The organism is Halomicrobium mukohataei DSM 12286, assembly GCF_000023965.1.
Taxonomy (GTDB): domain Archaea; phylum Halobacteriota; class Halobacteria; order Halobacteriales; family Haloarculaceae; genus Halomicrobium; species Halomicrobium mukohataei.
This window is the reverse complement of the sequence record NC_013202.1, coordinates 1,055,105-1,080,873: the sequence shown is the minus strand read 5'-3', so window position 1 is coordinate 1,080,873 and position 25,769 is coordinate 1,055,105. Positions and strand designations below refer to the sequence as shown.

The window sequence follows — 25,769 nt, the reverse complement described above, 5'->3', positions numbered from 1 at the left end:
CACGACGTGCGACGAGAGAAACCGCAGCGTTCGCGTGTCTGTCATACCGCGCGACGATCGGAGACTATCCGCGGCGTGTCGACCGGGCTTCCCGAACGCCCGCGCCGTCGCGAATCTTGTCCTCGCACTGCGGACAGACCCGCGGTGCATCGACCCCGTTGGGTGTGAAGACCCGTGCGTAGTCAGCCGTCACGAAGTTACCGCAGTTCTGGCATTCCGGCATACGTCTCTCAACAAGGAAATCTGGCCTCTTAATGGTTCGTTCCTCGATGCGAGCGCGGTCGCGGTTCGGCGTTGACGGCGACGGCCGGGCCGTCTCATACGGAAAGTTGTAGGTCTTTACCAGATCGACCGCACGCCGTCGTGCGGTCGACTGGGTAAACGCCTACAACCGTTCGTATCAGAACTGGCTGGTGATCGAGCCGTCCTCGTCGAGTTCGACGACGCCGTCGAACAGCTCCCGGAAGCGGTCGAGCGTCTCGTCGTCGTGGACGCCGCGGGCGAGGTGGAACAGCCCGACGGCGTCGTACTCGGCGAGCAGGTCGAGCAGCTGGCCGAGCGCCTCGACGGCCTGGTCCTCGTCGGCGTAGTAGATCAGTTCCGTCACGGAGTCGAAGGTCACCCGCCGCTTGCCCTCGTGGTCCGCGAGGAACTGCTCGGTCTGCTCGACGATGGCCGCCCAGTCGTCCGGCGCGGAGACGTACTGGACGTTGTCGGACTTGCGGCGCGTGTAGCCCCGTTCGACCGACAGCGTATCGAGGATCGTCGCCCGGTCCTCGTCGACCTCGTAGTACTCCAGCTTCTGTTCGACCTCGCGAGCCGTCGTCCGCGTCGAGACGACCAGCAGGTGGTCGGTGTCGGTACTGAGAAAGTCCGTGTCCAGTCGGTCCGTCTCGCCGGTGCTCGGATGCAACAAGAGGACGCCCGTCCCGCCCGGGATCGACTCGGGCGTGTTCTCGATGGCGAGGGAATACTCCATGTGGTCCCAAAGTGTGCCCGGCGCGCTTTAGAGTATCGGTCGCTTTTCGTCGGGATGTGTGAGCACCCCGGACGCGGTCGGGGGACGGACGGGCGTTCAGAGAGCCGTCAGAAGACGCTGTCGGCGGTCGCGGCCCCGACGACGCTGAAGATCGCGCCGACGGAGATCGCCTTCACCGTCGTCCTGGCGACCGCCATCCGGGTCGGATCTGGGAGGATCTCCGCCTCGACGAGGAACGTCTGGGGTGCGGTGAGCGCGAGTGCCAGAATCGCCACGGAGCCAAAGGACACGCCCATCAGCGAGACGAACCGGATCGGAACACCGGCGACCTCCGCCTCGGTGTCGGGATCGCGGTCGTCGTCGGCCTTGTACAGCGCACCGTAGCCGATCGCGAAGACGATGGCGACGACGAGGAGGGCGTGTGCGTAGGTCATGTTGGCCGCCAGCACCCACACCTCCTCGGTGACGACGAACGGACCCGCCAGCAGGAAGCCACCGACCAGTTGCTGAGCGCTGTCGGCGATGCGATACCGCGGTGGCCGTGCCATACGTGCTCTCCGATCTGGGACAGGAAAAACCCCCGGCGTTTCACACGGGCTACAGCGCGCTCCGGACGCGCGCCCAGCCGTCGCGGTAGACGAAAAAGTAAGCGACCGGGAGCGCCACGAGCGTGAGCACCGGCAGTGCGATGGCCTGTGTGACCGGGTCCGGCGGCGTCAGTATCATGCCGAGGACAAACGCCGTACCGAGGGCGACGAGCACCGTCTCGACGCGGCGATCTCGCTCGGTCTTCGTGCGAGTTCGTTCCCAGTCGCGCCGAGCGTACAGATAGAGCAGCGGTCCGAACGGCGCGAACAGGGCCAGGGGCACCAGCAGGATCGGAGCGCGGGTGCCGTGGGCCTCGGCGTCGCGATAGAGCCAGTAGCCGAGCAACGCCACCAGACAGAGAGGAGGGGCGAGTCCGAGCGCGGCCACGAGCGCCAGTGACAGGTCGGTCGGGAGGAGGGCCAGAACGGGGGGCTCGACAGCCATAATTTCTCCCACAGAGACACAGAAAATGAGGGTTTCGGTCACGATCTTCCGAACCGGTTTTGTCCCGTCCCCGCGTTCGATCGCCTATGAGCGTCAGCGACGCCTTCGACGAGTGGGCCCGCTCGGGCAAGGATCAGGGCATGGAACGACGCCACTGGCACACGGCCAAGCACGTGCTGGCTCGAATGCCCGTCGAGAGCGAGGCGCGCAGCGACTCGGAACAGTCGAGCGAGGAGCGAAGCGACCCGCGAGACGAGGGCGACACCGTCCTCGACCTGGGCTGTGGCAGCGGCTACGCCGGCCGCGCCCTGCGCGAGACGAAGGGCGCGGGCCGCGTCTACGGCATCGACGCCGCCCCGGAGATGGCCCACAACGCCAGTTCCTACACCGACGACCCGCGGGTCGGCTTCGCTATCGGTGACTTCGAGCATCTGCCCTTCGACGACGACAGCATCGACCACTGCTTCTCGATGGAGGCGTTCTACTACGCACAGGACCCACACGCCGTGCTCGCCGAACTCCGCCGAGTCCTGCGTCCCGGCGGCACCTTCTACTGCGCCGTGAATCGCTGGGAGGAGCACGTCCACTCCCACGAGTGGGAGGAGCTGGTCGGCGTGCCGATGTTGCTGTGGAGCGAGGCCCAGTACCGCGAGGCGTTCCGCGAGGCCGGCTTCGCCGTCGCGAGCCAGGACCGGATCCCCGACACGGAGACGGAGATCCCCGCCGAGAGCGACTTCCCGACCGAGGACTGGGAGACGCGCGAGGCGATGGTCGAGCGATACCGCGAGTACGGAACGCTGTTGACCGTCGGCGTCAACACAGCGTAGCCAGCGACCTCGCAGTTTCAAACCAGTTAAGGCCGGCCCCGCCCTCCACTCTCCCATGAGCGAGGTCGAGCGTTCGGGCCGGGAAGAAGTCTGGATCGAGAAGTACCGCCCGCAGACGCTTTCGGACGTGGTGGGCCACGAGACGATCGTCGAGCGCCTGCAGAGCTACGTCGATCGAAACGACCTGAGTCACATGTTGTTCGCAGGACCGGCCGGAACCGGGAAGACCACGAGCGCGACCGCCATCGCCCGGGAACTGTACGGCGACGACTGGCAAGAGCACTTCCTCGAACTGAACGCCTCCGACGAGCGCGGGATCGACGTGGTCCGAGACCGGATCAAGAGCTTCGCACGGACTTCTTTCGGCGGTGTCGACTACCGAATAATATTCCTTGATGAGGCCGACGCGCTTACTTCTGACGCCCAGTCAGCACTCCGCCGGACGATGGAGCAGTTCTCGAACAACGTCCGCTTCATCATGTCCTGCAATTACTCCAGCCAGATCATCGACCCCATCCAGTCGCGGTGTGCCGTCTTTCGCTTCTCACCGCTTGGCGACGAGGCCGTCGAGGCGGAGATCCGCCACATCGCCGACGAGGAGGGGATCGAGCTCACCGACGACGGCGTCGACGCGCTGGTCTACGCCGCCGGGGGCGACATGCGCAAGGCGATCAACGGGCTGCAGGCGGCGTCGGTCTCCGGCGACGTTGTCGACGAGGAAGCGGTCTTCGCGATCACCTCGACGGCCCGCCCCGAGGTGATTCAGGGGATGGTACAGGACGCCATCGACGGCGACTTCACGGCCGCACGCTCCCAGCTCGACGATCTCATCACCGACGAGGGGATCGCCGGTGGCGACATCATCGACCAGCTCCACCGCTCGATCTGGGAGTTCGACGTGCCGGACGAGCAGGCCGTGCGCATCCTCGACCGGGTCGGCGAGACGGACTACCGGATCACCGAGGGCGCGAACGAGCGAATCCAGCTGGAGGCGATGCTGGCGTCGCTGAGCCTTGACGACTGATCAGAGCCGGGTTCGCAGTGCGGCCGCGACGACGCCCAGCACCAGCCCGTAGACGGCGTGCCACAGCAGCGACGGCGGCGCGAAGTTCGGGAACGGCGGCGAGGCCGGCGACCCGACGACGCTCAGCCAGACCGGCATCACCAGCGCGGCCAGTCCGACCCATGTGAGCACGCCCCAGCCGAGGCCGAGTCCCACGAGACGGTTCGTCTCTCGCACGTCGAGTGCCTGTGCGAGCGCGGCGAAGCCGAGGCCCAGCACGGCCCCGTGAGAGACGTGGACGACCATCCCGAGACCGGGGTTGGGCGGCGGCGCGAGGCCGTACAGCGACGGAATCGCGACGGCGAGCGTCGCGTCGTTCATCACCAGCACCAGTACACCCATCGCGAGCGCGCCAGCGATGCCACCGAGGACGCCGGCCTTCCAGTCGGCGGTCCCGGTCGCGGTTCGCTGCGCGTCGACGTTTTCTGTTGACATGCGGCCGGAGAATCGAAGGGGGAGATAAAACTCGTGTGGTGGTCGTGGCGCGTCTGGCACGACCGGGCAACGCTTAACACCGGCGTCGGCAGACGGCGCGTCACGCCGGCTGCCACGGATTGAGCCTTCGGAACTGTTTTACCCGCTGCTGGGCCAACAGTATCCCAATGAGCGACCTCGCCGACGAATATCGACTCGACTACTTCGAGAAGGAGGGGTTCGAGCGGCTGACGTGTGGGACGTGTGGCGATCACTTCTGGACGCGCGACGCCTCCCGCGAGACCTGCGGTGAGCCGCCCTGTGCCGAGTACGGCTTCATCGACGACCCCGGCTTCGAGGAGACGCTCTCGCTCGAAGAGATGCGCGAGACGTTTCTCTCCTTCTTCGAAGAGCGCGACCACGGGCGGGTCGACCCCTATCCCGTCGCCGCCAACCGCTGGCGCGACGACGTACTGTTGACGCAGGCGTCGATCTACGACTTCCAGCCCCACGTCACGACGGGCCAGTCGCCGCCGCCGTCGAACCCGCTCGTGGTCTCCCAGCCCTGCATCCGGATGCAGGACATCGACAACGTCGGCAAGACCGGGCGTCACACGATGGCCTTCGAGATGGGCGGCCACCACGCGTTCAACGCCGACGAGGGGGCGGGCTACGCCTACGAGGGCGAGGTGTACTGGAAGGAAGAGACCGTCCAGTACTGCGTCGAGCTGTTCGAGGAACTCGGCGTCGACAGCAGCGAGCTGACCCTCATCGAGGACGTGTGGGTGGGCGGCGGCAACGCCGGGCCGTGTTTCGAGGTGATCTACCAGGGCCTGGAGCTGGCGACGCTCGTGTTCATGCAGTTCGAGCAGGACCCCGACGGCGACTACGAGATGAAAGACGGCAACAGCTACTCGGAGATGGACCGCCGGGTCGTCGACACGGGGTACGGGATCGAACGCTGGACCTGGATGAGCCAGGGGACCCCGACGGTCTACGAGGCGATCTACCCCGAGATGATCGAGTTCCTGCGGGACAACGCCGGGCTCGACTACACCGACGAGGAAGACGAGATCGTCTTCCGGGCGGCCAAGCTGGCCGGCCACATGGACATCGACGAGGCCGAGGACGTCGAGGCGGCCCGCGACACCATGGCCGAGCAGCTGGGCGTCGAGACGGCGCGGCTCGTCGAGCTGATGGAGCCCCTCGAAGACATCTACGCCATCGCCGACCACTCCCGGACGCTCGCGTACATGCTCGGCGACGGCATCGTCCCCTCGAACGTCGGCACGGGCTATCTCGCGCGGATGGTGCTGCGTCGCACCAAGCGCCTCGTCGACACGGTCGGCGTCGACGCGCCCCTGGACGAACTCGTCGACATGCAGGCCGACCGGCTGGGCTACGACAACCGCGACACCATCCGCGACATCGTCCGGACCGAAGTCGAAAAGTACCGCGAGACGCTGGACCGTGGCGGCCGGAAGGTCCGCCAGCTGGCCGACGACTACGCCGAGAAAGACGAGCCGATTCCGGTGCAAGAGCTGATCGAGCTGTACGACTCCCACGGCATCCAGCCGGACATGGTCGCGGAGATCGCCGCCGAGCGCGGCGTCGACGTGGACGTACCCGACAACTTCTACGGACTCGTCGCCGACCGCCACGGCGGCGGCCAGGCCTTCGAGGAGGACGCGACGGTCCCACACGAGAAACGGCTCGACGAACTCCCAGAGACCGACCGGCTCTACTACGAGGACCAGCAGCGCATGGAGTTCGAGGCGGTCGTCCTCGAAGTGTTCGACCGCGAGGACGGCGACTACGACGTGGTGCTCGACCAGACGATGTTCTACCCCGAAGGCGGGGGCCAGCCCCCGGACCACGGGACCATCTCGACCGACGACGTCACCGGCGAGGTGACCGACGTACAGGTCCACGGCGGCGTCATCGTCCACACCTGTGACGAGGACCCCGGAACGGGAGAGTTCGTCCGCGGACAGGTCGACGCCACCCGTCGCCGTCGATTGATGCGCCACCACACCGCGACACACGTCGTCATCCACAGCGCCCGGCAAGTGCTGGGCGAGCACGTCCGCCAGGCCGGCGCACAGAAGGGAACCGACTCCTCGCGGATCGACATCCGCCACTACGAGTCGATCAGTCGCGAACAGGTCAAGGAGATCGAGCACCGCGCCAACGAGATCGTGATGGACAACGCCGCCGTCACCCAGGAGTGGCCAGATCGCCACGAGGCCGAGAAAGCGCACGGATTCGACCTCTACCAGGGCGGGATCCCGACCGGCGAGCAGATCCGCCTGATCCACGTCGCCGACGACGTGCAGGCCTGCGGTGGCACCCACGTCGGCCGGACCGGCGACATCGGGGCGATCAAGCTGCTGAACACCGAGCGCATCCAGGACGGCGTCATCCGACTCACCTTCGCCGCCGGCGATGCCGCTATCGACGCCACCCACGAAATCGAGGACGCCCTCTACGAGACCGCCGAGCTCTACGACGTGGCCACCGAGGACGTGCCCGACACCGCCGCACGCTTTTTCGACGAGTGGAAAGCGCGGGGCAAGGAGATCGAGGACCTCAAGGAACAGCTCGCGGAGGCCCGCGCCAGCGGCGGCGGGGACAGCGAAGAGATCGAGGTCGCCGACACGACCGCCGTCGTCCAGCGCATCGACGCCGACATGGACGAACTCCGGGCCCAGGCCAACGCCGTCGTCGACCAGGGCTCGATCGCCGTACTCGGCTCCGGTGCCAGCGGTGCGCAGTTCGTCGTCGCCGTTCCCGACGGCGTCGCGGTCAACGCCGGCGAGGTCGTCGGCGAACTCGCCGGCCGCGTCGGCGGCGGCGGCGGCGGTCCGTCGGACTTCGCACAGGGTGGCGGTCCCGACGCCGACAAGCTCGACGACGCCCTCGCGGACGCGCCGGAGATCCTCCGGCAGGTCGCGAACGCGTAACCGCTCCCGGAGTACCAAGCTACTTTTATTCCGCCCCAGAAGGGGCGAGTGATGCCATACTGTCTGGCCTGCGGGACGAAGACGGATTTCGAGACACAGACGTGTCCGTCCTGCGGGCAGGCGGTCAGGCACCGGATCGAGCCGCCGGGAGACGCGTTCCCGGGACCGCCCGAGCCGGAGGTGCCCTGGGATGAGGGGGGCGACGCCGACTCCGGTGGGGGCGACGCCACGAACGGGGCCGGGGACGAGGAGTCGAAGCCGCTGGCGGGGATCGACGACACGCTCGCGAGCGGTGAGAACGGGGACGGGGCCGACGAAGACGCCCCGCCGTCGACGGACCCGTCGGGGCCGTCGCCCTTCGCCGGTCGCTGGTCGTTCGGCGTGGCGGCGACCTATCCGGTCGAGGAGGACTACCGGCCGCTGATCGTCGGCGGGATCGTGGAGCTGCTCGCGCTCGTGTTGCCCGTCTTCTCGCTCGTCACCGTCGGGTACGGCTTCCGTCTCTGTGGCGCGGTCGCGCGGGGCCAGCGCGAGCGGCCGGCGTTCGACGACTACGGCGAGTCGCTGGTCGGCGGGCTCCAGTGCCTGCTCGTGGCGGGGCTCTACGGGGCGATCCTGGCAGTCGGTGGGGGGGCCACAGCGGCGGTCTGGACCGTCGACGAACCGCTCGGGATCGCACTGGGCGTGACGACCGGCGTGCTGGGACTCTACCCGTTCCCGGCGTCGCTGACGGTCTACGCCGCGACCGGCGAGCTGCGAACGGCGTTCTCGCGGGCGTCGACCGGTCGGTTCGCGACCTCGGGGACGTACGTCAGAGCGTGGCTCGCCTGGATCGCCGGGATCGTCGCCGTCGCCGTCGCGGCGGTGCTGTCGGTGATCACGCTCGTCGGCCCCGTCGTCGTCCGGGCCTGGGGGACCTACTCGCTGGGAGTGCTGTGGGGGTACTACTACCGCCAGGCCGCCGCCGAGGGCGTCGTTCCGACGGCTCCCGACGAGCCCGTTCGGTGAACCGATACGCACAACGGGCTCGCGAGCCACGGTTCGACTATGCCGACCGCGACAGCCGACGGCGTCGCAGTACACTACGAGTGCGACGGAGACGGCGAGACAGTGGCGTTCGTCAACGACGTGGGGGCCGGCGCGTGGCTCTGGAGCTGGCAACACGGCGTCGTCGCCGGCCCATACGAGAGCCTCGTGTGGGACCTCCGCGGGACCGGGCGCTCGGACGCGCCGCCGGGGCCCTACAGTGTCGACCGACTCGCGGCCGATCTGGAGGCGGTGTTTGCCGATGCCGGCGTCGCGCGGGTCCACCTCGTCGGCGCGGGACTGGGCGGGATGGTCGCCCTGGCCTACGCCCACGAGTACGACCGTGGGGCGTCGCTGACGCTCTTCGGGACCGCCGCCAGCGGCGACGCGGTGACCGACAAGCTGGACGACCTCCGTGCCTCGCTGGACGACCGCGCGGCGCTCGAAACGTCGCTACAGACCGCGTTCGCATCGGATCTAACCGACCACCCCACCATCCGCGAGGAGATGGTCGAGTGGCGACAGGCCGACGACGCCGACCCGGCGGCGTGGGACGCACAGGCCGCCGCGATGCGGGCGTTCGAGGCCCCGCCGCTGTACGAGATCACGCTGCCCACGCTGGTTCTGCACGGCGTCGACGACGAGATCGTTCCGGCGTCGGCCGGCGAGTCCCTGGCCGCGGACCTCCCGCGAGGGGAGTACCGCGCCGTCGAGGGCGGCCACTGGGCCTTCGTCGAGGAGAGCGCCGCGGTCTCGGACGCGGTGCTTGGCTGGCTCGACGAACAGACCGACGACGCGTGACCGGCCGACCCGCGACAGCGGCGTCGCGGAGATCGGCAAATACGGCCACGTATCTGTACGCTTTTGTGGCTCGACCCGCTGAATAGGAGTGATGAGCCTCAGGATCGCCTTGCTGAACGCGGCCCACGACGGGGCGCTCAACCGCCGGAACTTCCGGCGGGAGCTAGACGCCGACCTCGTCGAGTACGACGTGACCGAACGCGAACTGCCAGACACCTTCGCGTTCGACGGCTGTCTCCTCACCGGGTCCCGCGCCTCCGTCTACTGGGAGGAGCCCTGGATCGCGGACCTGACCTCGTGGGTCCGCGACGCGGTCGAGCGCGACGTGGCGTTCCTGGGCGTCTGTTTCGGCCACCAGCTGCTCGCACACGCACTGGGCGGCGAGGTCGAGCCGATGGACGAGTACGAGATCGGCTATCGCACCGTCGAACACGACGGCACCAGCGAACTGCTCGACGGCGTCGACGAGCGGTTCACCGTCTTTACGACCCACTCCGACCGCGTCGTCGAGCTGCCACCGGGAGCCGAGCAGTTCGCCGCCAACGACTACGGCATCCACGGGTTCCAGACCGAGGACGTGTTCTCGGTGCAGTTCCACCCCGAGTACGACACCGAGACGGCCCGCGAGGTCACCCGAGGCAAGGACGATCAGCTCTCCGAAGAACGGATACAGCAGGTCCTCGACGGGATCACGTCCGAGAACTACGACGCCGCCTGCGAGGCAAAACGCCTCTTCGACAACTTCACGCAGTACCTCCGAGGGCGAGCCGGGACGGGAGAGTCCGGCGGCGTCGCGGCCGCAGACGACTGACGGCAGCAACACACTGGCAACGTGGACGAGCGCGATCGGCCCCATCGACTCCGGTCGCCACGGCTCTCGTCACCGCGGACCACACTTTTGCCCGCGCCACGCGTAGCCGTCGTATGCTCGACTATCTGGACCTGGAGAGCGACCTCGACGGCGAGGAACGTATGATCCGCGACACCGCCCGCGAGTTCGTCGACGAGCACGTTCGCCCCGAGATCGGCGAGTGGTTCGAGTCCGGGACCTCGCCCGACCACCTGTTCGAGGCGATGGGCGAACTGGACTTCTTCGCGCCGACGCTGTCGTGGGGAACGCTTCCGGGAGTGAGTCCCCGCTCGTACGGCCTGCTCATGCAGGAACTGGAGGCCGGCGACTCCGGCGTGCGCTCGATGGCCAGCGTCCAGGGCGCGCTGGTGATGTATCCGATCCACGAGTTCGGAAGCGAGGCCCAGCGAGAGCGATGGCTGCCCGACCTCGCCGCGGGCGACGCCGTCGGCTGTTTCGGCCTGACAGAGCCAGAGCACGGCTCTGACCCGGCGAGCATGGAGACGACTGCGGTGCCCGACGGGGACGGCTATCGGCTCTCGGGAACGAAGACGTGGATCACGAACGCGCCGATCGCCGACGTGGCCGTGATCTGGTGCAAGATCGACGACGGGGACGCCGAGACCGACGATCCCGTTCGTGGCGTTCTCGTCGATCTGGACAGTGAGGGCGTCTCGGAGGAGCAAGGCGAGACCGAGCCTCGCCAGACCGACCGGTCTGGCGGTGTCGAGACCAGCGAGATCGACGGGAAGCTCTCGATGCGGGCCTCTTCGACCGGCGAGATCCACCTCCGGGACGCGTGGGTGCCAGAGGACGCCCTCCTGCCCGGCGTCGAGGGGATGAAAGGGCCGCTGTCCTGTCTCACCGAAGCACGCTACGGCATCGCGTGGGGCGCGGTCGGGGCCGCCCGAGACTGCTTCGAGGCGGCCCGCGAGTACGCGACCGACCGCGAGCAGTTCGGCGGCCCGATCGCCCGCTTCCAGCTCCAACAGGAGAAGCTCGCCGAGATGGCGACCCGCATTACGACCGCACAGCTGCTCGCCGACAGGCTGGCGACGCTGAAAGCACGCGGCGATCTGCGCCCCCAGCAGGTGTCGATGGCCAAGCGCAACAACGTCCGGATGGCCCGCGAGGTCGCACAGACCGCCCGCGAGATGCTGGGGGGCAACGGGATCACGACCGACTACCCGCCGATGCGCCACGCCGCAAACATGGAGACCGTCTACACCTACGAGGGGACTCACGACATCCACACGCTGATCCTCGGGGCCGATCTGACCGGCATCGACGCCTTCGAGTAGCTACTCGAATCGCGAGCGGACTGCGTTCTCACACAACGAAACGCGACGACATACACCGCTGGCTGTGCAGTGACATGTGGCGACTACTGTCTCCGGAGATGCGGGTTGAGGCGGTGACAGTCGACAGTATCAGTCTCGTACGTCCGGCGTGTGGAGGTGGTGCTCGATGTGGTCCCAGTCGTCGAACGGCACTCCGTCGTTGTAGCCCACGTACCCATTCGGAGCGTTGTAGTTCATCGCACTTTCGTAGCGGTCTGTACTGACAGCCTTCGAGTCGACGCCCTCGTAGTCGTTCGGTCGGATCCCGTTCGAGTGGCCCAGTTCGTGCATGAATGTACTCGCGATGGAGTCGTCGGGTAGCGTCTGGTCACTGTCGTCTCGGGCCGTCTCGAAGAGAAATGGTCTGTTGTCGCCCCAGCCTTGGGTTACCCCAGCGACGGAGCGGGCGTCGTGCCGAGCGTCGCCGACCGCGATGCCGTAGTGGTAACCGTCGTCTTCGTGATCGAAGTATACGGGCGTGTAACGTTGCCGCAGCTCGTCGAGACTAACGCGACCGTCAGTATCGATCGCCTCGCCGTAACTGATGTGGAGTCGAATACCAGTTGAACTGTCCGGGTTCGATATCGGTGCCGCCGCGTACGCTTCCCTGACCATCTCCAGAGATCGCGTCGGCGGTTTGTATCCCTCGACGTAGTCTACCTCGACGAAAATATCCATACGGAATGGATCTGCCTCGTCAAGCGCGTCGTGGTCGACTTCGTCACCGTCCTTGAGACCGTCCCCGTCCATGTCGGCCTGTAGGGGGTCCGTGTCATGAATCTCGATTTCGGCAGCGTCTTCGAGGCCGTCTCCGTCCGTGTCGGCTGCCGTGGGATCCGTACCGTGGACTTCGATCTCTGTGCCGTCGTCGAGACCGTCACCGTCCGTGTCAGCTGTCGTCGTGCCAGTTCGGTGCTGGTACACTTCGGCACCGTCGTCGAGGCCGTCCCCGTCCGTGTCGGCTGCCGCAGGATCTGTGCCGTGAAGCTCGATTTCGTCGAGGTCTTCGAGATCGTCGGCGTCGCTGTCGGCCGAGGTGGGGTCTGTTCCGTGGATCTCGATCTCGGTACTGTCGTTGAGTCCATCGTGGTCTGTATCGGCCGACATCGGCCCCGTCTCGTGCGTATATACTTCGGAGCCGTCGTCGAGACCGTCGCCGTCCGTGTCGGCGACCACTGGATCCGTCCCGAGCTCGTCGACTTCGGAACCGTCGTCGAGACCGTCCTCGTCCGTGTCGGCGACCACTGGATCCGTCCCGAGCTCGTCGACTTCAGAACCGTCGTCGAGACCATCATCGTCCGTATCGGCGACCACTGGATCCGTCCCGAGCTCGTCGACTTCGGAACCGTCGTCGAGACCGTCATCGTCCGTATCGGCGACGAGTGGATCCGTGTCTTGCTGCAGTTCCGCTACCGCCGGCATCCCGTCCTCGTCGAGCGCGACGACGTTCGTCGAGAGCACCAGTCCGACACCACCGACGGAAACGAGTACGACAAGGAGTACGGTGGCCGGGCGTGGCATACCAACCAGAAGCGTAGTGGTTGAAATAAGTACTTCGGATCTCGTATTCCACCGAGCAATGACGCTCGGACGCAACGACAGAGCTGCGCCGCAAAGTTGTGGAATAATACTGCCGACTGTAACTGTTTCAAGATCTGCGCGACCACGGGGTCGCGAAATTCTGTACAGACGTACAGCCGGCGGTATAAGCACGACCGCTTTTCGCCTTGGGTTCGTGACGCGAACCCCTCGGCGAAAGCCCGTCGATGTGCCACGCCGCAAACATGGAGACCGTCTACACCTACGAGGGGACTCACGACATCCACACGCTGATCCTCGGGGCCGATCTGACCGGCATCGACGCCTTCGAGTAGCTATAGTAACAATTGAAACGATTGACACACCGATCGCACTGCTGTCGTGCGATCGGGTGTGCATTGATTTTCAATGGCTACTATATTCGAATCGCCCGGTTCTGGCACCGCAGTCGACACACAGCGTCACGAGAGCGTCGCCGTCGTCGGCCCAGTCGACGGTCTGTTCGGTTCGCTCCTCACAGTCGGGACACGCACGTACCATCTCCGTGTCGCCGCTGGCTTCGGGAGCACCGACGGCCAGTGCGACGACTCGCTCGTCGCCCGCGTTGCGACCGAGCTGCCACTCGCCCGGCGCGAACCGGATCACCTCGTCGGGACCGACCGCTACCGGCCCGTCCTCGGTCTCGAAGGTGGCGGTCCCCTGAAAGACGTAGAAGACCTCTTCCTGATCGCTGTGGCGGTGATAGCCGAAGCCGAAGCTGTCGCCGGGCGCGAGTTCGTAGTAGTTGAGAGCGACCTCGGTCGTCTCCAGCGCCGGGCCGAGCGCTCGCTTGACGGCCGCGGGACCGATCCGCGCGTCCACGTCGTCGATGCTGGTCCGTTCCATACACGGGCTGGGACTGCCGGCCGAAAAAGTCCTCGTACGGACGGTCGTCGGAATGCACTGGTGAACGTCTCCCCCGTGGCGACGGTCACCGGTACGCGACGACGACGTTCCGCATCACTCCGTTCGGTCGATGTCGAGCTCCTCGTCGAGATCGCCGAGCCACTCGGTCTCTTCGAGTTCTTCGAGTTGCTCGCGGAAGTGAGTCTTGCAGACCCCCACAGAGATACCGTCTTTCTCGACTGCGATGTCCGCTTCACTCTCGCAGTAGTGACATTGCATACGACATGGTTGGGTCCCTGTGACATTGAATGCTCCGTTCGCCGGTCACTCCGGCGACACGTCCAGGGCGTCCCGGACGCGCTCCCACTGAGCGCTGTCCAGACCGGCCAGGCCCAGCCGGTCGTCGTGCGCGTCGCTCCCCCCGGTCACCAGCAGGTCGTGGCGCTCGATGGCCCGGTCGACGGCAGACAGGTCGGGGTCGTCGGCGTAGGGGTAGGGACCTTCGACGGCGTCGAGCGTGTCACAGAGCGCGAGCGCGCTCTCGGGGTCGTCGTAGCGCAGCGGATGGGCCAGCCCCACGAGTCCGCACGCGTCGGCCAGTAACTCACGGCCCCGCTCGAAAGAGGGGACTTCGCGGGAGACGTAACACGGACAGTCGTCGCCGATGAGGTGGGCGAACGCGCCGTCGACGTCGTAGTCGCTGACTTCCGCGATCGCGCGTGCGATGTGTGGCCGACCCAGTCCGGGCCGCGGTTCGATCGGCAGCGAAACGGACAGTCGCTCCTCGACGCAGTCGACGATGGCCGCCCCGCGCTCGGCCCGGTTTCGCTGGATGCGCTCGCACTCGGCGACCAGCGCGTCCGTCGGCGAGACGCCGTAGCCGAGCAGGTCGAGACGCTGCTGGCCGGCCTCGACCCGGAGCTCGATCCCGTGGACGACCGTGATCCCCTCGCGTGTCGTCACGGGGGCGTCGAGGTCGGGCGAGAGCCGGTCGTGGTCGGTCACCGCGACGGCGTCGAGGCCGCCGCGCCGTGCGGCCGCCGGCACCTCGTCGAGGGACAGCGTCCCGTCCGAGCGCTGCGTGTGGACGTGGAGGTCCGCGACAGTCATACCGGAGCCTGGCCGCCGGAGCCCAAGCCACTTCGGGTCGTGGCCCTTATACACATTAAGGAGTGTATTAATTATTAATAATGAAGGTTTATTATCGTTCATTAACTTTCCAGAGCCATGCGACTGTTCGACAGCGCAGACGAGATGTTCACGGCACAGAGCTACCCCGCGACGACGACCGATCTGATCGAGGCCCACGGCCACCTCACCCTGGAGTTGCCCAACGGCTCGGAGACGATTGCCGACGTTCTGGGCCGCCTGACCGAGGAGACCTACGACACCGAGAACGAGGCCAGACTGGCGGCCTACAGCGCCGTCAGTCAGAAGGGCATCGGTCGAAAGGGCTACTCCGACCGCGATCCGATCGCGATGGGCGAGGACGGCCCGGACCAGGTCTCCTTCTAGACCGTGTACCGCGGGGGTCGCCGACGGCGACCCCGATCGCAAAAAGTGGGCGAAAACACACCCCGAGCGCTGCTGGCGCTCGGGGTGAACGGCACTCGCTCCGCTCGTGCCGGGTCGGACGCGCTCGGCGACAGCGGCGATCAGACGGACTCGATCTCGTCGTCGTACCGGCGGGTGTAGCGCATGACGACGTAGAAGAGTCCCGACAGCGCGAGTACCGCACCGCCGCCGTAGCTGGCCATGTTGAGTGGCGTAGGGCGAAACTGGACGCCGAAGAGACCGACCGGGACGGCGGCGTCGTTGCTGATCACGAGACCGACGAAGGCACCGAAGCCCACGCCGAGCGCCAGCGCCGCGACGAACACCCAGCCGACGACGCGCCGCCCCGACGTGGTCGAATCCGTTTCGTTCATGATAGTGTGGCCGCCTGCTCGACGGCGATACCGGTCGTAACGACTCGACGGGCAAGTGGCTACCGGGAACGAGCGAGGACAACGCCAGTCCCGTTGCCGCCCGTTCCAGAACTGTGACGGATGACACATTCGTTATCCTTTTCCCGCGATAGTGCCAACTCGTGTGCATGGCAGAGACAACGCGGGCCGTCGGCCACGACGAGCTGGCGACGCTGAAGTTGCTGGCCCTCGACGGCGCGATCGAAGGCGAGCGAAAGGAGTCCTGTTCGGCGCTCGCCGACCGGCTGGACGCCTCCAACCAGACCGCCTCGCGGCGGCTCCAGCGGCTGGAGGAAGCGGAGATGATCGATCGGGACATCGTCGGCGACGGACAGCTCATCCAGATCAGCGAGGTCGGCGAGCGGGCTCTCCAGCGAGAGTACGCCGACTACCGACGGATCTTCGAGGGAGCCGTCGGCGTCGATCTGGGCGGGATCGTCACCTCCGGCATGGGCGAGGGGCGACACTACATCACGCTGCCAGGGTACATGGAGCAGTTCATCGACAAGCTCGGCTACGAGCCCTTCGCCGGGACGCTCAACGTCGACCTCGTCGACGAGAGCGTCCGCAAGCGCGCTCGGCTGAGCGCCTTCGAGCCCGTCACGATCGAGGGCTGGGAGGACGACGAGCGAACGTACGGCCCGGCGTACTGCTATCCGGCCTCCGTCGTCGCCGGGGACAGCGAGTACGAGCCCGCCCACGTCATCGCCCCCGAGCGAACCCACCACGGAGAGAGCCAGCTGGAAGTGATCGCCCCGGAGAAACTCCGCGACGTGGTCGGCCTGGCCGACGGTGACGAGGTGACTGTCCATGTCTCGGAGCAGTGAGCAGGCAGCGACGGGTGCCGACGACGCCATCGCGGCCTTTGGCCGCGGCCAGCCGATCCTGATCCACGACGCGGCCGATCGCGAGGGCGAGGTCGATCTGGTGTATCCGGCCGGCGCAGTGACGCCCGACGCCGTCGCCCGACTGCGCAACGACGCCGGCGGACTGGTCTGTGTCGCGCTCTCGGATTCGGTGGCCCATTCGTTCGACCTGCCGTTCATGCAGGAGTCGCTCGATCACCCCAGTGCCGCCGATCACGAACTGGGGTACGACGAACGCTCGTCGTTCTCGCTGACGGTCAACCACCGCGACACCCACACCGGCATCACCGACGAGGACCGGTCGCTGACGATCACCGAACTCGCAGGGGCCGCGAGCGAGCCCGACGGAACGACCTTCGCCGAACAGTTCCGGTCGCCGGGCCACGTGACGCTGCTGCGCGGTGCGCCCGGACTGCTCTCGGACCGGCTGGGACACACCGAACTCGGGCTGGCCGTCGCCGCGGCGGCCGACCAGCCCCCGGCAGTCGTGGTCTGTGAGATGCTCGACGACGAGACCGGCGGCGCACTGACGCCGGCGGCGGCGCGAGCCTACGCCGAGCGCGAGGGGCTGGCCTACGTCGAGGGGAGCGCTCTCGTCGAACGGCTGATGTGAAAATCTACAAAATGCGTTGATTTTTTTCTCTCATATACTGCGCAGGACGTATGAACGACTCATATCATGTCGTCAGGGGAGATTATTAGCGATTCTCCAACTATTTAAAAACATCTTGTAGATCTAATATTAAATATTTGAAATATGAAAGCTTTTTTTACTTGGAGATATATAGTAACTCGATGCCCGAAGAGAATAAAATATCCAGAAGAAAGGCACTCAAATCACTCGGTACAGCCAGTTTAACGACAGTTTCAGCCGGCACTGTCACTGCCCAAGAAGTATCAGAGAACCTATCAGGTATGGACGTGGTGGAGCTATCGGGTTGGGAAAAGTGGGAGGCCATACAAAGGGCGCGAACTGGTAGAGAGTGGAGAAAGATCTGGCGTGAGATGGTTGTTGATTCGGCTGAGGGTGGTAAACGAAGTGTTACGATGCAATCTGCGAGTGCAACACGAGTAACCGAAGAAAATGGAGAAGAGAGGGTTGTCGTGTCAGCAGTTTACGAAGATACAGACGAGACAGAAAAATTCATTCTCGATAATGGGATAGATCAATTAGATACTTATCCAGAAGAAGTAAACGAAAACGAACCCACGGTAGCAGGTTACAACATTGTGTCTACTGGTTCAACACTCCAGTCTGAACGATATTATGTTGACGGCGACATTGTCAAGACTGATTCGACCAGTATCAATACGTTGCGTACGCAAGGTGTTGGTAATGAAGTCTGGTATGACCCTCCTGAAGGTGAATGTGATACTTGCCGTATTGAAACTGGGGTGAATTGCTCTCCGTCCAGAGAATGCTTGGGTCGGATTACTAGTATCGCTGCCACAGGCGTTGGTTGTAGTGGCTGTAAATTAGTTCCCAGCTGGTATAATCCAGCATGCTACGCGTGTGTACTCGCTTTGATCGCCCAGGGTCTATTGGGTAACGTAGATTGTTTGGGCTGTAAAGATACAGTTAACGCCTGTATCAAAGAAGAGTACGCGGAAGATCTCTGCGGTTGATTATATTTGCCAAAAATATAATATGGTTCTTGGGTATTATTCAGGAGTGTAAAAGATATGGGAAGAATGGGTAAAATTTCATTTGGATTGTCTACTGTATTACTTGGTACAATTATAACTCTTGACGGGCTCGTTGAATCTGATTTGCGTTTTCACTTTGTATTGAATAGAATGACACTTGCGGGTATATTAATGATAGCAAGTGGTATGCTTTACGCAATTGGTGGAAAATCAGGTAAAATTCCGTCTTTCGATAGTGATGGGGCCCGTATCCTATCGAAAGCATGGATTTGGTATATTGGAACTATTCTCATGACCATTGCCGCCGTACTGTGGGCACTCAAAATATTCTCCTGAATCGGTTTCTTATATAGTGTATTTTCGCCCTATAGATATTAGAACCAATGCCGACCGCGAGGGACTGGCCTACGTCGAGGACAGCGCGCTGGTCGAGCGACTCGCGTAACCGGCGCTCTCGCCGAACGTTCTCGCGGTGTGTCAGATCGACTCGTACATCGTCAACACTCTTAACGATGGGCCGCAATGCCCTGGTATGCACTTCGAGGACACTGGTTGCGGACAGTGCTGTGATCGCCACGCCACACGCGAGGGGTGGGCACGATGAGCGAGCGCCCGGAGATGTTCGAAGGGGTCGAGACGATCTGGCAGGACGGCGAGTTCGTCGACTTCGAGGACGCACAGGTCCACGTCCTGACTCACGCGCTACACTACGGCACCGGCGTCTTCGAGGGCGTGCGCTGTTACGACACCGACGACGGCCCGGCGATCTTCCGCTGGGAGGAACACCTCGACCGACTGTACGAGTCGGCGAAGGTCTACGACATCGAGATTCCCTACACGCCGGAAGAACTCACCGAGGCGACCGTCGAGCTGATCCGTCGGGAGGGGCTGGAGTCGTGTTACATCCGCCCGATCGCCTTCTACGGCTACGGCCCGCTGGGGCTCAACCCGAGCGAGTCGCCAGTCGAGACCGCCATCGGCGTCTGGCCGTGGGGTGCCTACCTCGGCGAGGAAGCGCTCGAAGAGGGTATCGACACGGCGATCTCCTCGTGGCGCAAGCACGCCTCCAGCCAGATCCCGACCAGCGCGAAGACGACGGGAGCCTACGTCAACAGCGTCCTCGCCTCGCTGGAGGCAAAGGGCAACGACTACGGCGAGGCGATCGTCCTCAACAAGGAGGGCAACGTCGCCGAGGGGCCGGGCGAGAACATCTTCCTCGTCCGCGACGGCGAGATCTACACGACCGGGCTGGCCGAGTCGATCCTCGACGGCATCACCCGCCGCAGCGTCATTACCCTCGCCGAGGATCTGGGCTACACCGTCCACGACGACGCCACCATCTCGCGGGGCGAGCTGTACGCCGCCGACGAACTGTTCTTCACCGGCACCGCCGCCGAGGTGACGCCGATCCGCAGCGTCGACGACAACGAGATCGGTGCCGGAACGAAGGGGCCGGTCACCGACGAGATCCAGACGCGGTTTTTCGACATCCTCGAAGAGCCACCCGAGCAGTACGACGACTGGTTCAAGTACGTCTGATACGGTTTATTGTAGTTGCTTACCGGTGATCGTCGCCACGGAGTAGACGATCACCGGTAAATCGCTACAATAATCCGTATGAGTGGCGGCGCGAGTCGTTTGACACCCGCACGAAGCAACTACAGATCTGGCACGACGAGATCGAGTTCTCGGGTGATGTCCCCCTCGTGGAATCGACGCTGATGGAGTCAGCGCTGCGCCGTGAGACACCGTCTCGTCAGGAGTTGATTTGAGTGACACGGCTGCTATACTTGGGTTCGTCTCATAGTGTCTCCGGAGAATCTGCTGTTTGGTAGATGTGCGAGTTAACCGAATCTATTTCCGTGGCACAAATGAACATAGATTGAAAGCTACTAAACCGATGAATCACTCGGCTGACGCCATCACACGCGACTGGAAAATAATCTCTGCATACGTCATTATTGGGTACCTCATTTTGTTTGCAGTTCTAATCACCAGCCCTCAAGTGTTGTTTTATGTTACTATTGGTGTGTTAGTTCTTGCAGCGGCACTTCTGATTTTGTCAAGGTGACGGTAGAGATATTCGATCACTCTCTCTTGTGAGCTACATAAAATCGCTGTCTTGAGCGATTCCTAAGTCTTTGTTTCCCGCTCTTACACGGCGGATTTGTCGAAAGAACGAGTGTATATACTGACCAAACAATGGCTGTGAGCATCCGGGCGACCGAGCGGTCCGTCAGGACCCGGCAGGTCGCCCGGTTCACCGGAATCGCCGTCGGCGATTCCGGTCTTTTTCGCCCACGTTTTTGCAAGCGGGGTGCGCGGAGCGCACCCCCGCTGGAAAAAGGTGGTAGTCTAGTCGTCGTCGGCGTCGACGAGTCCGGCCGGCACCTGCGTGTGATTCTCCTCGGCGTCGCCGAAGCCGGCCGAGAGGATCCGAGTCAGCGCGTCCTCGACGCGCTCGTCGGTCTCCTCGTAGGCGTCGGGCTCGACTTCGATGACGTAGCCGGTCGTGATGTTCGGCGCGGTCGGCAAGAAGAGCACGTCCCGTCCGTCCTCGGTCTGTTGGCCGGTCTTGAACGCCGTCATCCGCAGCCCGTCCCACACTTCGAGTTTCACCGGCGTCTGGAGTTCGTCGGCCCCCGAGACGGCCGTCTCGACGGCCATCTTCGAGGCGTTGTACACCACGCGGAGACCGGGGACCTGATTCATCATGTCGTCGAGGGCCTGTTCGATCACGTCGCCGAAAGCGGTCCGCATCAGATAGCCGATCGAGAACACGAGGAGCACGAAGACCGCGAGGGTCGTGAGCACGCGGACGAACGTCACCAGCTGTGTCATCAGCTGGTGTTCCGCCGAAATGTTGAGCAGCGGAGCGAGCCGCTCGGGGGTGATGACGTTCGCGAGCGGTAACGAGGCCAGAATGCCGTAGAGGTAGGCGAGTACGTAGACCGTCACCAACAGGGGGAGCAGGATGATCAGTCCGCTCGCGAAGTCACGTTTCCACGTCGCCGAGGCCATGTGGTGTCCGTAGCCCTCACCCGTTATCAGCCCTTCCCTTCGTCTCTGTCAGACGACTGCCAGCTAGGAGAGTATCGCCCGCAGGGCGAACAACGCGTTTTCCTTCCGCTCTGCGACGCGTCGATAGAAGTACGCGAGCCACTCGCCGCCGTAGGGAGCGTACTGCCAGACCTCGCAGTCCGTCGCCAGCGAGCGCTGGGCGTCGTCGCGAACGCCCATCAGCATCTGGACCTCGTACGGCGTCCCGTACTCGTCGTGCAGCGACGCGGCGAGGTCGATCATCTCCGGGTCGTGGCTGCCGACGGCGACCTCGCCCTGGAAGTGCTCGAAGAGGTATCGCAACTGGTCGCGGTAGGCCTGATTGATCTCGGCCTTGTCCTGGAGCGCGATCGACGGCGGCGGATCGTACGCGCCCTTGACGAGCCGGATCTTCCCCGGCAGATCGGCCAGCCGTTCGAGGTCGTCGGGCGTCCGTCGGAGGTTCGCCTGCACGCAGAGCCCGACGCCGCCGTCGGTCTGGCGGGCGAGTCGCTCGAAGGCGTCGAGCGTCGCGTCCGTCGTCTCGTGGTCCTCCATGTCGATCCAGACGAACACGTCGCGGGCCGCGGCGTGCGTGACGACGCTGTCGAGGTTCGACTCGAAGAGCTGCTCGCTCACGTCGAGACCCAGCTGAGAGGGCTTGATCGAGAGGCAGGCGCGCAGCCCCGCCAGATCGATCTCCTCGACGAGGGACTCGTAGGTCGCGGCGGCCTCCTTGGCCGGTTCGCGACGGTCGTAGTGTTCACCCAGCTGGTTCAGGATGACGCCGATCCCCTCCTCGTTGCACTGTCGCGCGTGCTCCAGTGCTCCGGCGGTCGTCTCACCCGCGACGAACCGCCGGGCCAGTGGCGGAATCATCGTCTGCCGGTAAGACCCGCCTACCTATGAGGTTTGTCACCGAGGAGATCTGTTCCGCGGCGTGGCCGGTCAGGTGCCGCGGGGAGTCGCCGACGTTAAGCCGCCCGCGGGACAGCACCGCGACATGGACGTACTCGCGATCGTGGCGACGGCGCTGTGGGCGATGCTACCGGCGTACGTCCCCAACAACGCGGCCGTCCTCGCCGGAGGGGGACGGCCGATCGACGGGGGACGGAGCTGGGGGGGCCGGCGACTCCTCGGCGACGGGAAGACCTGGCGCGGGACCGCTGCCGGAACGCTCGCGGGGACGGCGCTGGCGCTGGCGCTCAACGCCGTCTACGAGCCGGTCGCCGCGACGCTGGGGGTCGTCGCCGACCCGTTCCCGGTGGTGGCCGGCCTGGGGCTGGCACTCGGTGCGATGGTCGGCGACATCGGCGCTTCGTTCCTCAAGCGTCGCACCGGTCGCGAACGCGGGGCGGCGTTCCCGGGGCTCGACCAGCTCGACTTCGTCGTCGGGGCGCTCGCACTGGCGACGCTGTTCGCACCCGAGTGGGCGCTGGCGACGTTTCGGCCGTCAGTACTGGTCGCAGTCGTCGTGATCACGCCGCTCTTGCACGTCGTCACCAACGGCATCGCGTACGCGCTGGGGCTGAAAGACGAGCCGTGGTGATCGGCGGGCCGGGATCGCGTGGGGCGCGTTCGCCGAGAGCGACGAAAGTGGTGGGCTTTTCTACGCTGGCCGACGACCACCGTGTATGACTACAGCGACGACGGTGCGACTGGCGACGCGGGGCTCGGACCTGGCCCTGCGTCAGGCCGCGACCGTCACCGAGACGCTCGAAGCGCGGGGGTACACGGTCGAGATCGTCGAGGTAGAGACGACAGGCGATCAGATCCGGGACGAACTGATCCACCGGCTGGGCAAGACCGGCGCGTTCGTCCGCAGCCTCGACGAACAGGTCGTCGACGGCGAGGTCGACGCCGCCGTCCACTCGATGAAAGACGTGCCGACCGAACAGCCCGAGGAGCTGGTCGTCGCTGGCGTGCCCCAGCGGGAATCACCCGACGACGTGCTGGTGACGCCGGACGGAGCCACCGTCGATGAGCTGCCCGACGGCGCGACCGTCGGCACGTCGAGCCTCCGTCGAAAGGCCCAGCTGCTGGCCGAGCGACCGGATCTCGACGTGCAACCGCTCCGTGGCAACGTCGACACGCGCATCGAGAAGCTGCTCGCGCCGACCCTCCAGTCCGAACACGAGGAGCGCAGCGAGGCCGAGAAAGAGCAAAAAGAGAAGGTCGACGACGAGGAGTACGAATTCCCGTACGAGCAGGACGTAGAGACGTGGTTCGACGGGCTCACCGAGATCGAACGGCAGGCGCTGGGCCGCGAGGTCGAGACGGCGTACGACGCCGTCGTCCTCGCTCGCGCGGGCCTGGAACGGGCCGGACTGCTCCACCACGTCGAGTACCAGTCGCTCCCGACCGGGACGTTCGTCCCCGCGCCCGGCCAGGGGGCGCTGGCGGTCACCGCGACCGACGACGAGTTCGCACGGGAACTCAACGACGCCCTCGACCACCCGCGCTCGCGGGCGGAGACGACCGTCGAGCGGACCGTCCTCGACGAGCTGGGCGGGGGGTGTGTCGCACCGCTGGGCGTCCACGCGATCTTGCAGGGCAGCGTGATCCGGACGACCGTGCGCGTCCTCGACCAGGCGGGCGAGCGGGAGGTCGCCGCCACGCGTGACCTCTCGGCGGATCGCCACGTCGACGACGCGCGAGCGTTCGCCGCCGATCTGGCGGAACAGGGTGGAGCAGACCTCATCGAGCAAGCCAAGCGAGCGGGCGAGGGCGGCGACGCGGCGACGGCCCAGGGAGCCGGCGACGAATGAGCGACGACACGGGCGAGGGCGAAGCGACCGGGACGGTCCACCTCGTCGGCTCCGGCCCCGGCGATCCGGAACTGCTGACGGTGAAGGCCAAGCGACTGCTCGAAACGGCCGACGTGGTGTTACACGACAAGCTCCCCGGTCCGGAGATCATCGGCATGATCCCCGAGGCGAAACGCGAGGACGTGGGCAAGCGCGCGGGCGGCGAGTGGACGCCCCAGGAGTACACGAACCGTCGCCTCGTGGAGCTGGCCCGCGAGGGCAAGGACGTGGTGCGGCTCAAGGGCGGGGATCCCACGGTGTTTGGCCGCGGCGGCGAGGAGCTCGTCCACCTCGCACGGCACGGCGTTCCGGTCGAGATCGTCCCCGGAATCACGTCGGCCGTCGCCGGTCCGGCGGCCGCCGGCATCCCGGTCACCCACCGCGACCACGCGTCGTCGGTGTCGTTCGTCACCGGCCACGAAGACCCCACGAAAGCGGAGTCGGCCGTCGACTGGGCGGCACTCGCCGCGACCGGCGGCACCATCGTCGTGCTGATGGGCGTCGGCAAGCTGCCCGACTACACGGCCGCGCTCCGCGAGGCCGGCATGGACCCCGAGACACCGGTCGCGCTGATCGAGCGCGCGACGTGGCCGGGCCAGCAGGTCGCGACGGGGACCCTCGACAGTATCGTCTCCGCCCGCGACGCGGCCGGCATCGAGCCGCCAGCGATCACCGTCATCGGCGACGTAGCGGCGACGCGCGCGGACGTCCTGGAGTTCCTCGTCGGAGCCGATCGGGAGCCGGAGAACGAGGCGGTCGACGACGGCGGTGACGGCGATGCGTGAGGAACCGCGGCTCAGCGTCGCCGTGTTCCGCCCCGACGACGAGCGGACCACCCAGGCCGTCGAGTTGCTGGAGTCGCTCGGTGCCGACCCGGTCCCGGACCCGATGCTCGCCGTCGAGGCGACCGGGGCGACGCCCCGATCCGACGCGGACTACGTCGTCCTCACGAGCAAGACCGGCGTCGAACTGGCCACAGAGGCCGGGTGGGACCCCGGCGACGCGACAGTCTGTGCGATCGGCCGGCCGACCGCAGACGTGCTCGAAGACGCCGGCTACGCGGTCGATCTGGTGCCCGAGGAGTACTCCTCGACCGGACTGGTCGCCGCGCTCGAAGAGAGCGTCGACGGCGCGCGCGTCGAGGTGGCGCGCTCGGATCACGGCTCGGCGGTCCTGACCGACGGACTGGAAGCGGCCGGCGCGTACGTCCACGAGACGATCCTCTACCGACTCGTCCGGCCAGAGGGGGCCGGAGCGTCGACGGAGCGTGCGGCGGCCGGCGACCTCGACGCCGCACTGTTCACCTCCTCGCTGACCGTTCGACACTTCCTCGCTGCGGCCGACGAGCGAGGAATTCGAGCGGACGCTGTCGAGGGGCTGAACGACGCCGTCGTCGGCGCGATCGGCGAGCCGACCCGACAGACGGCCACGGACGCGGGCATCGACGTCGACGTCGTTCCCGACACCGCCGACTTCGAGACACTGGCGACGACGGCGGTCGAGGCGGCCGCGCCGAGTCACCGCGAGTGACGCTGCGGGCTGTGACGTTACAGCAACTGAGACTACCGGCTGTAAATCTGTGAGCGATTTCACCACCCCGGGGTAGCGAAGACCTTCACGAAGTTACAGCCGGCAGTATGAGCAGCGGGTCGGGCGGCCGGCTCGCTCGGAGGCCACCCAGAGCCGCGAAACGCGGTCTTTAAACTCGTGGACGATGCCGTACT

General features: G+C 65.4%; 29 protein-coding genes. 17 read left to right on the top strand and 12 right to left on the bottom strand.

The features are described from left to right. Window positions 1–64 precede the first annotated feature (64 nt). From HMUK_RS18220 to HMUK_RS05380, 4 genes are all read right to left on the bottom strand, one after another. Complete coding sequence (locus HMUK_RS18220; RefSeq protein WP_015762103.1) at window positions 65–223, bottom strand: DUF7563 family protein; 159 nt, start codon at window positions 221–223, stop codon at window positions 65–67. A 177-nt stretch (window positions 224–400) separates the two neighbouring features. Further along, window positions 401–979, bottom strand: coding sequence for a DUF7090 family protein (locus HMUK_RS05390; protein ID WP_015762102.1), 579 nt, complete (start codon window positions 977–979; stop codon window positions 401–403). A gap of 107 nt (window positions 980–1,086) precedes the next feature. Beyond that, window positions 1,087–1,527: a DUF2391 family protein gene (locus tag HMUK_RS05385; protein ID WP_015762101.1), complete on the bottom strand. Its 441-nt coding sequence runs from the start codon at window positions 1,525–1,527 to the stop codon at window positions 1,087–1,089. Between the two features lie 49 nt (window positions 1,528–1,576). After that, complete coding sequence (locus HMUK_RS05380; protein WP_015762100.1) at window positions 1,577–2,011, bottom strand: DUF7534 family protein; 435 nt, start codon at window positions 2,009–2,011, stop codon at window positions 1,577–1,579. Between the two features lie 86 nt (window positions 2,012–2,097). Between HMUK_RS05380 and HMUK_RS05375 the strand changes: the two genes are divergently transcribed. Both HMUK_RS05375 and HMUK_RS05370 read left to right on the top strand, forming a co-directional pair. Beyond that, window positions 2,098–2,838 carry a class I SAM-dependent methyltransferase gene (locus HMUK_RS05375; protein WP_015762099.1) on the top strand — a complete coding sequence of 247 codons (741 nt, stop codon included), beginning with the start codon at window positions 2,098–2,100 and terminating at the stop codon, window positions 2,836–2,838. 55 nt (window positions 2,839–2,893) lie between these two features. Continuing rightward, the gene (locus tag HMUK_RS05370; protein WP_015762098.1) at window positions 2,894–3,862 is read left to right on the top strand and encodes a replication factor C small subunit; all 969 of its coding nucleotides are present in this window, start codon (window positions 2,894–2,896) and stop codon (window positions 3,860–3,862) included. On the opposite strand, the gene HMUK_RS05365 is transcribed toward HMUK_RS05370, so the two are convergent. Then, the gene (locus HMUK_RS05365; protein WP_015762097.1) at window positions 3,863–4,336 is read right to left on the bottom strand and encodes a DUF6789 family protein; all 474 of its coding nucleotides are present in this window, start codon (window positions 4,334–4,336) and stop codon (window positions 3,863–3,865) included. Window positions 4,337–4,503: 167 nt separating this feature from the next. Here HMUK_RS05365 and alaS point away from each other — a divergent pair, with 167 nt between their 5' ends. The 5 genes from alaS (at window position 4,504) to HMUK_RS05340 (ending at window position 11,256) form a co-directional block, all read left to right on the top strand. Next, the gene (gene alaS / locus HMUK_RS05360) at window positions 4,504–7,278 is read left to right on the top strand and encodes an alanine--tRNA ligase (protein WP_015762096.1); all 2,775 of its coding nucleotides are present in this window, start codon (window positions 4,504–4,506) and stop codon (window positions 7,276–7,278) included. A 51-nt stretch (window positions 7,279–7,329) separates the two neighbouring features. Beyond that, window positions 7,330–8,286 (top strand): DUF4013 domain-containing protein, encoded by a 957-nt coding sequence (locus HMUK_RS05355; RefSeq protein ID WP_015762095.1) that lies wholly within the window; start codon window positions 7,330–7,332, stop codon window positions 8,284–8,286. Between the two features lie 39 nt (window positions 8,287–8,325). Next, window positions 8,326–9,105, top strand: a complete 780-nt coding sequence (locus tag HMUK_RS05350; RefSeq protein ID WP_015762094.1) for an alpha/beta fold hydrolase — start codon at window positions 8,326–8,328, stop codon at window positions 9,103–9,105. Between the two features lie 91 nt (window positions 9,106–9,196). Further along, on the top strand, window positions 9,197–9,916 hold the full coding sequence (locus HMUK_RS05345; protein WP_015762093.1) for a type 1 glutamine amidotransferase: 720 nt from the start codon (window positions 9,197–9,199) through the stop codon (window positions 9,914–9,916). Window positions 9,917–10,029: 113 nt separating this feature from the next. After that, on the top strand, window positions 10,030–11,256 hold the full coding sequence (locus HMUK_RS05340) for an acyl-CoA dehydrogenase family protein (RefSeq protein ID WP_015762092.1): 1,227 nt from the start codon (window positions 10,030–10,032) through the stop codon (window positions 11,254–11,256). A 129-nt stretch (window positions 11,257–11,385) separates the two neighbouring features. Here HMUK_RS05340 and HMUK_RS05335 read toward each other — a convergent pair whose 3' ends face one another. From HMUK_RS05335 to HMUK_RS05320, 4 genes are all read right to left on the bottom strand, one after another. Beyond that, entirely contained in the window at window positions 11,386–12,540 is a 1,155-nt protein-coding gene (locus tag HMUK_RS05335) for a hypothetical protein (RefSeq protein ID WP_394324820.1), read from the bottom strand. Window positions 12,541–13,239: 699 nt separating this feature from the next. Further along, window positions 13,240–13,719 carry a cupin domain-containing protein gene (locus HMUK_RS05325; protein WP_015762090.1) on the bottom strand — a complete coding sequence of 160 codons (480 nt, stop codon included), beginning with the start codon at window positions 13,717–13,719 and terminating at the stop codon, window positions 13,240–13,242. 114 nt (window positions 13,720–13,833) lie between these two features. Continuing rightward, window positions 13,834–13,998 (bottom strand): DUF6757 family protein, encoded by a 165-nt coding sequence (locus tag HMUK_RS17525; RefSeq protein WP_015762089.1) that lies wholly within the window; start codon window positions 13,996–13,998, stop codon window positions 13,834–13,836. Between the two features lie 45 nt (window positions 13,999–14,043). After that, window positions 14,044–14,829 carry a PHP domain-containing protein gene (locus tag HMUK_RS05320; RefSeq protein WP_015762088.1) on the bottom strand — a complete coding sequence of 262 codons (786 nt, stop codon included), beginning with the start codon at window positions 14,827–14,829 and terminating at the stop codon, window positions 14,044–14,046. A 117-nt stretch (window positions 14,830–14,946) separates the two neighbouring features. Here HMUK_RS05320 and HMUK_RS05315 point away from each other — a divergent pair, with 117 nt between their 5' ends. Next, a complete protein-coding gene (locus HMUK_RS05315; protein WP_015762087.1) occupies window positions 14,947–15,234 on the top strand; it encodes a DUF5789 family protein in 288 nt (95 codons plus the stop codon). A gap of 140 nt (window positions 15,235–15,374) precedes the next feature. On the opposite strand, the gene HMUK_RS05310 is transcribed toward HMUK_RS05315, so the two are convergent. After that, window positions 15,375–15,647 (bottom strand): DUF7520 family protein, encoded by a 273-nt coding sequence (locus HMUK_RS05310; protein WP_015762086.1) that lies wholly within the window; start codon window positions 15,645–15,647, stop codon window positions 15,375–15,377. A gap of 167 nt (window positions 15,648–15,814) precedes the next feature. Here HMUK_RS05310 and HMUK_RS05305 point away from each other — a divergent pair, with 167 nt between their 5' ends. From HMUK_RS05305 to HMUK_RS05295, 5 genes are all read left to right on the top strand, one after another. Then, window positions 15,815–16,513 (top strand): DUF120 domain-containing protein, encoded by a 699-nt coding sequence (locus HMUK_RS05305; protein WP_015762085.1) that lies wholly within the window; start codon window positions 15,815–15,817, stop codon window positions 16,511–16,513. Beyond that, entirely contained in the window at window positions 16,497–17,165 is a 669-nt protein-coding gene (gene ribB / locus HMUK_RS05300) for a 3,4-dihydroxy-2-butanone-4-phosphate synthase (RefSeq protein ID WP_015762084.1), read from the top strand. The genes HMUK_RS05305 and ribB overlap by 17 nt, the downstream gene beginning before the upstream one ends. Window positions 17,166–17,347: 182 nt before the next feature. After that, window positions 17,348–18,178: a hypothetical protein gene (locus tag HMUK_RS17090; protein ID WP_015762083.1), complete on the top strand. Its 831-nt coding sequence runs from the start codon at window positions 17,348–17,350 to the stop codon at window positions 18,176–18,178. A gap of 57 nt (window positions 18,179–18,235) precedes the next feature. Next, entirely contained in the window at window positions 18,236–18,535 is a 300-nt protein-coding gene (locus HMUK_RS17085) for a hypothetical protein (protein WP_126967113.1), read from the top strand. Between the two features lie 264 nt (window positions 18,536–18,799). Beyond that, a complete protein-coding gene (locus HMUK_RS05295; protein ID WP_015762082.1) occupies window positions 18,800–19,738 on the top strand; it encodes a branched-chain amino acid transaminase in 939 nt (312 codons plus the stop codon). Between the two features lie 816 nt (window positions 19,739–20,554). On the opposite strand, the gene HMUK_RS05290 is transcribed toward HMUK_RS05295, so the two are convergent. Both HMUK_RS05290 and HMUK_RS05285 read right to left on the bottom strand, forming a co-directional pair. Continuing rightward, on the bottom strand, window positions 20,555–21,220 hold the full coding sequence (locus tag HMUK_RS05290) for a DUF502 domain-containing protein (protein WP_015762081.1): 666 nt from the start codon (window positions 21,218–21,220) through the stop codon (window positions 20,555–20,557). 63 nt (window positions 21,221–21,283) lie between these two features. Continuing rightward, entirely contained in the window at window positions 21,284–22,117 is an 834-nt protein-coding gene (locus HMUK_RS05285; RefSeq protein WP_015762080.1) for a proline dehydrogenase family protein, read from the bottom strand. A 124-nt stretch (window positions 22,118–22,241) separates the two neighbouring features. On the opposite strand from HMUK_RS05285, the gene HMUK_RS05280 reads away from it, so the two are divergent. From HMUK_RS05280 to HMUK_RS05265, 4 genes are all read left to right on the top strand, one after another. Then, window positions 22,242–22,787: a CDP-2,3-bis-(O-geranylgeranyl)-sn-glycerol synthase gene (locus HMUK_RS05280; RefSeq protein WP_015762079.1), complete on the top strand. Its 546-nt coding sequence runs from the start codon at window positions 22,242–22,244 to the stop codon at window positions 22,785–22,787. A gap of 85 nt (window positions 22,788–22,872) precedes the next feature. Further along, on the top strand, window positions 22,873–24,006 hold the full coding sequence (hemC, locus tag HMUK_RS05275) for a hydroxymethylbilane synthase (protein WP_015762078.1): 1,134 nt from the start codon (window positions 22,873–22,875) through the stop codon (window positions 24,004–24,006). Next, entirely contained in the window at window positions 24,003–24,830 is an 828-nt protein-coding gene (cobA, locus tag HMUK_RS05270) for a uroporphyrinogen-III C-methyltransferase (protein ID WP_015762077.1), read from the top strand. The genes hemC and cobA overlap by 4 nt, the downstream gene beginning before the upstream one ends. Further along, window positions 24,823–25,575 carry a uroporphyrinogen-III synthase gene (locus HMUK_RS05265; protein WP_015762076.1) on the top strand — a complete coding sequence of 251 codons (753 nt, stop codon included), beginning with the start codon at window positions 24,823–24,825 and terminating at the stop codon, window positions 25,573–25,575. Before cobA ends, HMUK_RS05265 begins: the two co-directional genes overlap by 8 nt. The last annotated feature ends 194 nt before the right edge of the window (window positions 25,576–25,769 follow it).

Excerpts from the sequence above, each read along its gene's own strand:
- HMUK_RS05375 (WP_015762099.1), top strand. The coding sequence starts at position 2,098 with ATGAGCGTCAGCGACGCCTTCGACGAGTGGGCCCGCTCGGGCAAGGAT.
- HMUK_RS05315 (WP_015762087.1), top strand. The coding sequence starts at position 14,947 with ATGCGACTGTTCGACAGCGCAGACGAGATGTTCACGGCACAGAGCTAC.
- HMUK_RS05340 (WP_015762092.1), top strand. The coding sequence starts at position 10,030 with ATGCTCGACTATCTGGACCTGGAGAGCGACCTCGACGGCGAGGAACGT.
- HMUK_RS05325 (WP_015762090.1), bottom strand. The coding sequence starts at position 13,719 with ATGGAACGGACCAGCATCGACGACGTGGACGCGCGGATCGGTCCCGCG.
- HMUK_RS05365 (WP_015762097.1), bottom strand. The coding sequence starts at position 4,336 with ATGTCAACAGAAAACGTCGACGCGCAGCGAACCGCGACCGGGACCGCC.
- HMUK_RS05280 (WP_015762079.1), top strand. The coding sequence starts at position 22,242 with ATGGACGTACTCGCGATCGTGGCGACGGCGCTGTGGGCGATGCTACCG.
- HMUK_RS05305 (WP_015762085.1), top strand. The coding sequence starts at position 15,815 with ATGGCAGAGACAACGCGGGCCGTCGGCCACGACGAGCTGGCGACGCTG.
- HMUK_RS17090 (WP_015762083.1), top strand. The coding sequence starts at position 17,348 with ATGCCCGAAGAGAATAAAATATCCAGAAGAAAGGCACTCAAATCACTC.
- HMUK_RS05285 (WP_015762080.1), bottom strand. The coding sequence starts at position 22,117 with ATGATTCCGCCACTGGCCCGGCGGTTCGTCGCGGGTGAGACGACCGCC.
- HMUK_RS05350 (WP_015762094.1), top strand. The coding sequence starts at position 8,326 with ATGCCGACCGCGACAGCCGACGGCGTCGCAGTACACTACGAGTGCGAC.
- ribB (WP_015762084.1), top strand. The coding sequence starts at position 16,497 with ATGTCTCGGAGCAGTGAGCAGGCAGCGACGGGTGCCGACGACGCCATC.
- HMUK_RS17525 (WP_015762089.1), bottom strand. The coding sequence starts at position 13,998 with ATGCAATGTCACTACTGCGAGAGTGAAGCGGACATCGCAGTCGAGAAA.
- HMUK_RS05355 (WP_015762095.1), top strand. The coding sequence starts at position 7,330 with ATGCCATACTGTCTGGCCTGCGGGACGAAGACGGATTTCGAGACACAG.
- hemC (WP_015762078.1), top strand. The coding sequence starts at position 22,873 with ATGACTACAGCGACGACGGTGCGACTGGCGACGCGGGGCTCGGACCTG.
- cobA (WP_015762077.1), top strand. The coding sequence starts at position 24,003 with ATGAGCGACGACACGGGCGAGGGCGAAGCGACCGGGACGGTCCACCTC.
- alaS (WP_015762096.1), top strand. The coding sequence starts at position 4,504 with ATGAGCGACCTCGCCGACGAATATCGACTCGACTACTTCGAGAAGGAG.
- HMUK_RS05265 (WP_015762076.1), top strand. The coding sequence starts at position 24,823 with ATGCGTGAGGAACCGCGGCTCAGCGTCGCCGTGTTCCGCCCCGACGAC.
- HMUK_RS05295 (WP_015762082.1), top strand. The coding sequence starts at position 18,800 with ATGAGCGAGCGCCCGGAGATGTTCGAAGGGGTCGAGACGATCTGGCAG.
- HMUK_RS05310 (WP_015762086.1), bottom strand. The coding sequence starts at position 15,647 with ATGAACGAAACGGATTCGACCACGTCGGGGCGGCGCGTCGTCGGCTGG.
- HMUK_RS05390 (WP_015762102.1), bottom strand. The coding sequence starts at position 979 with ATGGAGTATTCCCTCGCCATCGAGAACACGCCCGAGTCGATCCCGGGC.
- HMUK_RS05320 (WP_015762088.1), bottom strand. The coding sequence starts at position 14,829 with ATGACTGTCGCGGACCTCCACGTCCACACGCAGCGCTCGGACGGGACG.
- HMUK_RS18220 (WP_015762103.1), bottom strand. The coding sequence starts at position 223 with ATGCCGGAATGCCAGAACTGCGGTAACTTCGTGACGGCTGACTACGCA.
- HMUK_RS05290 (WP_015762081.1), bottom strand. The coding sequence starts at position 21,220 with ATGGCCTCGGCGACGTGGAAACGTGACTTCGCGAGCGGACTGATCATC.
- HMUK_RS05345 (WP_015762093.1), top strand. The coding sequence starts at position 9,197 with ATGAGCCTCAGGATCGCCTTGCTGAACGCGGCCCACGACGGGGCGCTC.
- HMUK_RS05370 (WP_015762098.1), top strand. The coding sequence starts at position 2,894 with ATGAGCGAGGTCGAGCGTTCGGGCCGGGAAGAAGTCTGGATCGAGAAG.
- HMUK_RS05385 (WP_015762101.1), bottom strand. The coding sequence starts at position 1,527 with ATGGCACGGCCACCGCGGTATCGCATCGCCGACAGCGCTCAGCAACTG.
- HMUK_RS05380 (WP_015762100.1), bottom strand. The coding sequence starts at position 2,011 with ATGGCTGTCGAGCCCCCCGTTCTGGCCCTCCTCCCGACCGACCTGTCA.
- HMUK_RS17085 (WP_126967113.1), top strand. The coding sequence starts at position 18,236 with ATGGGAAGAATGGGTAAAATTTCATTTGGATTGTCTACTGTATTACTT.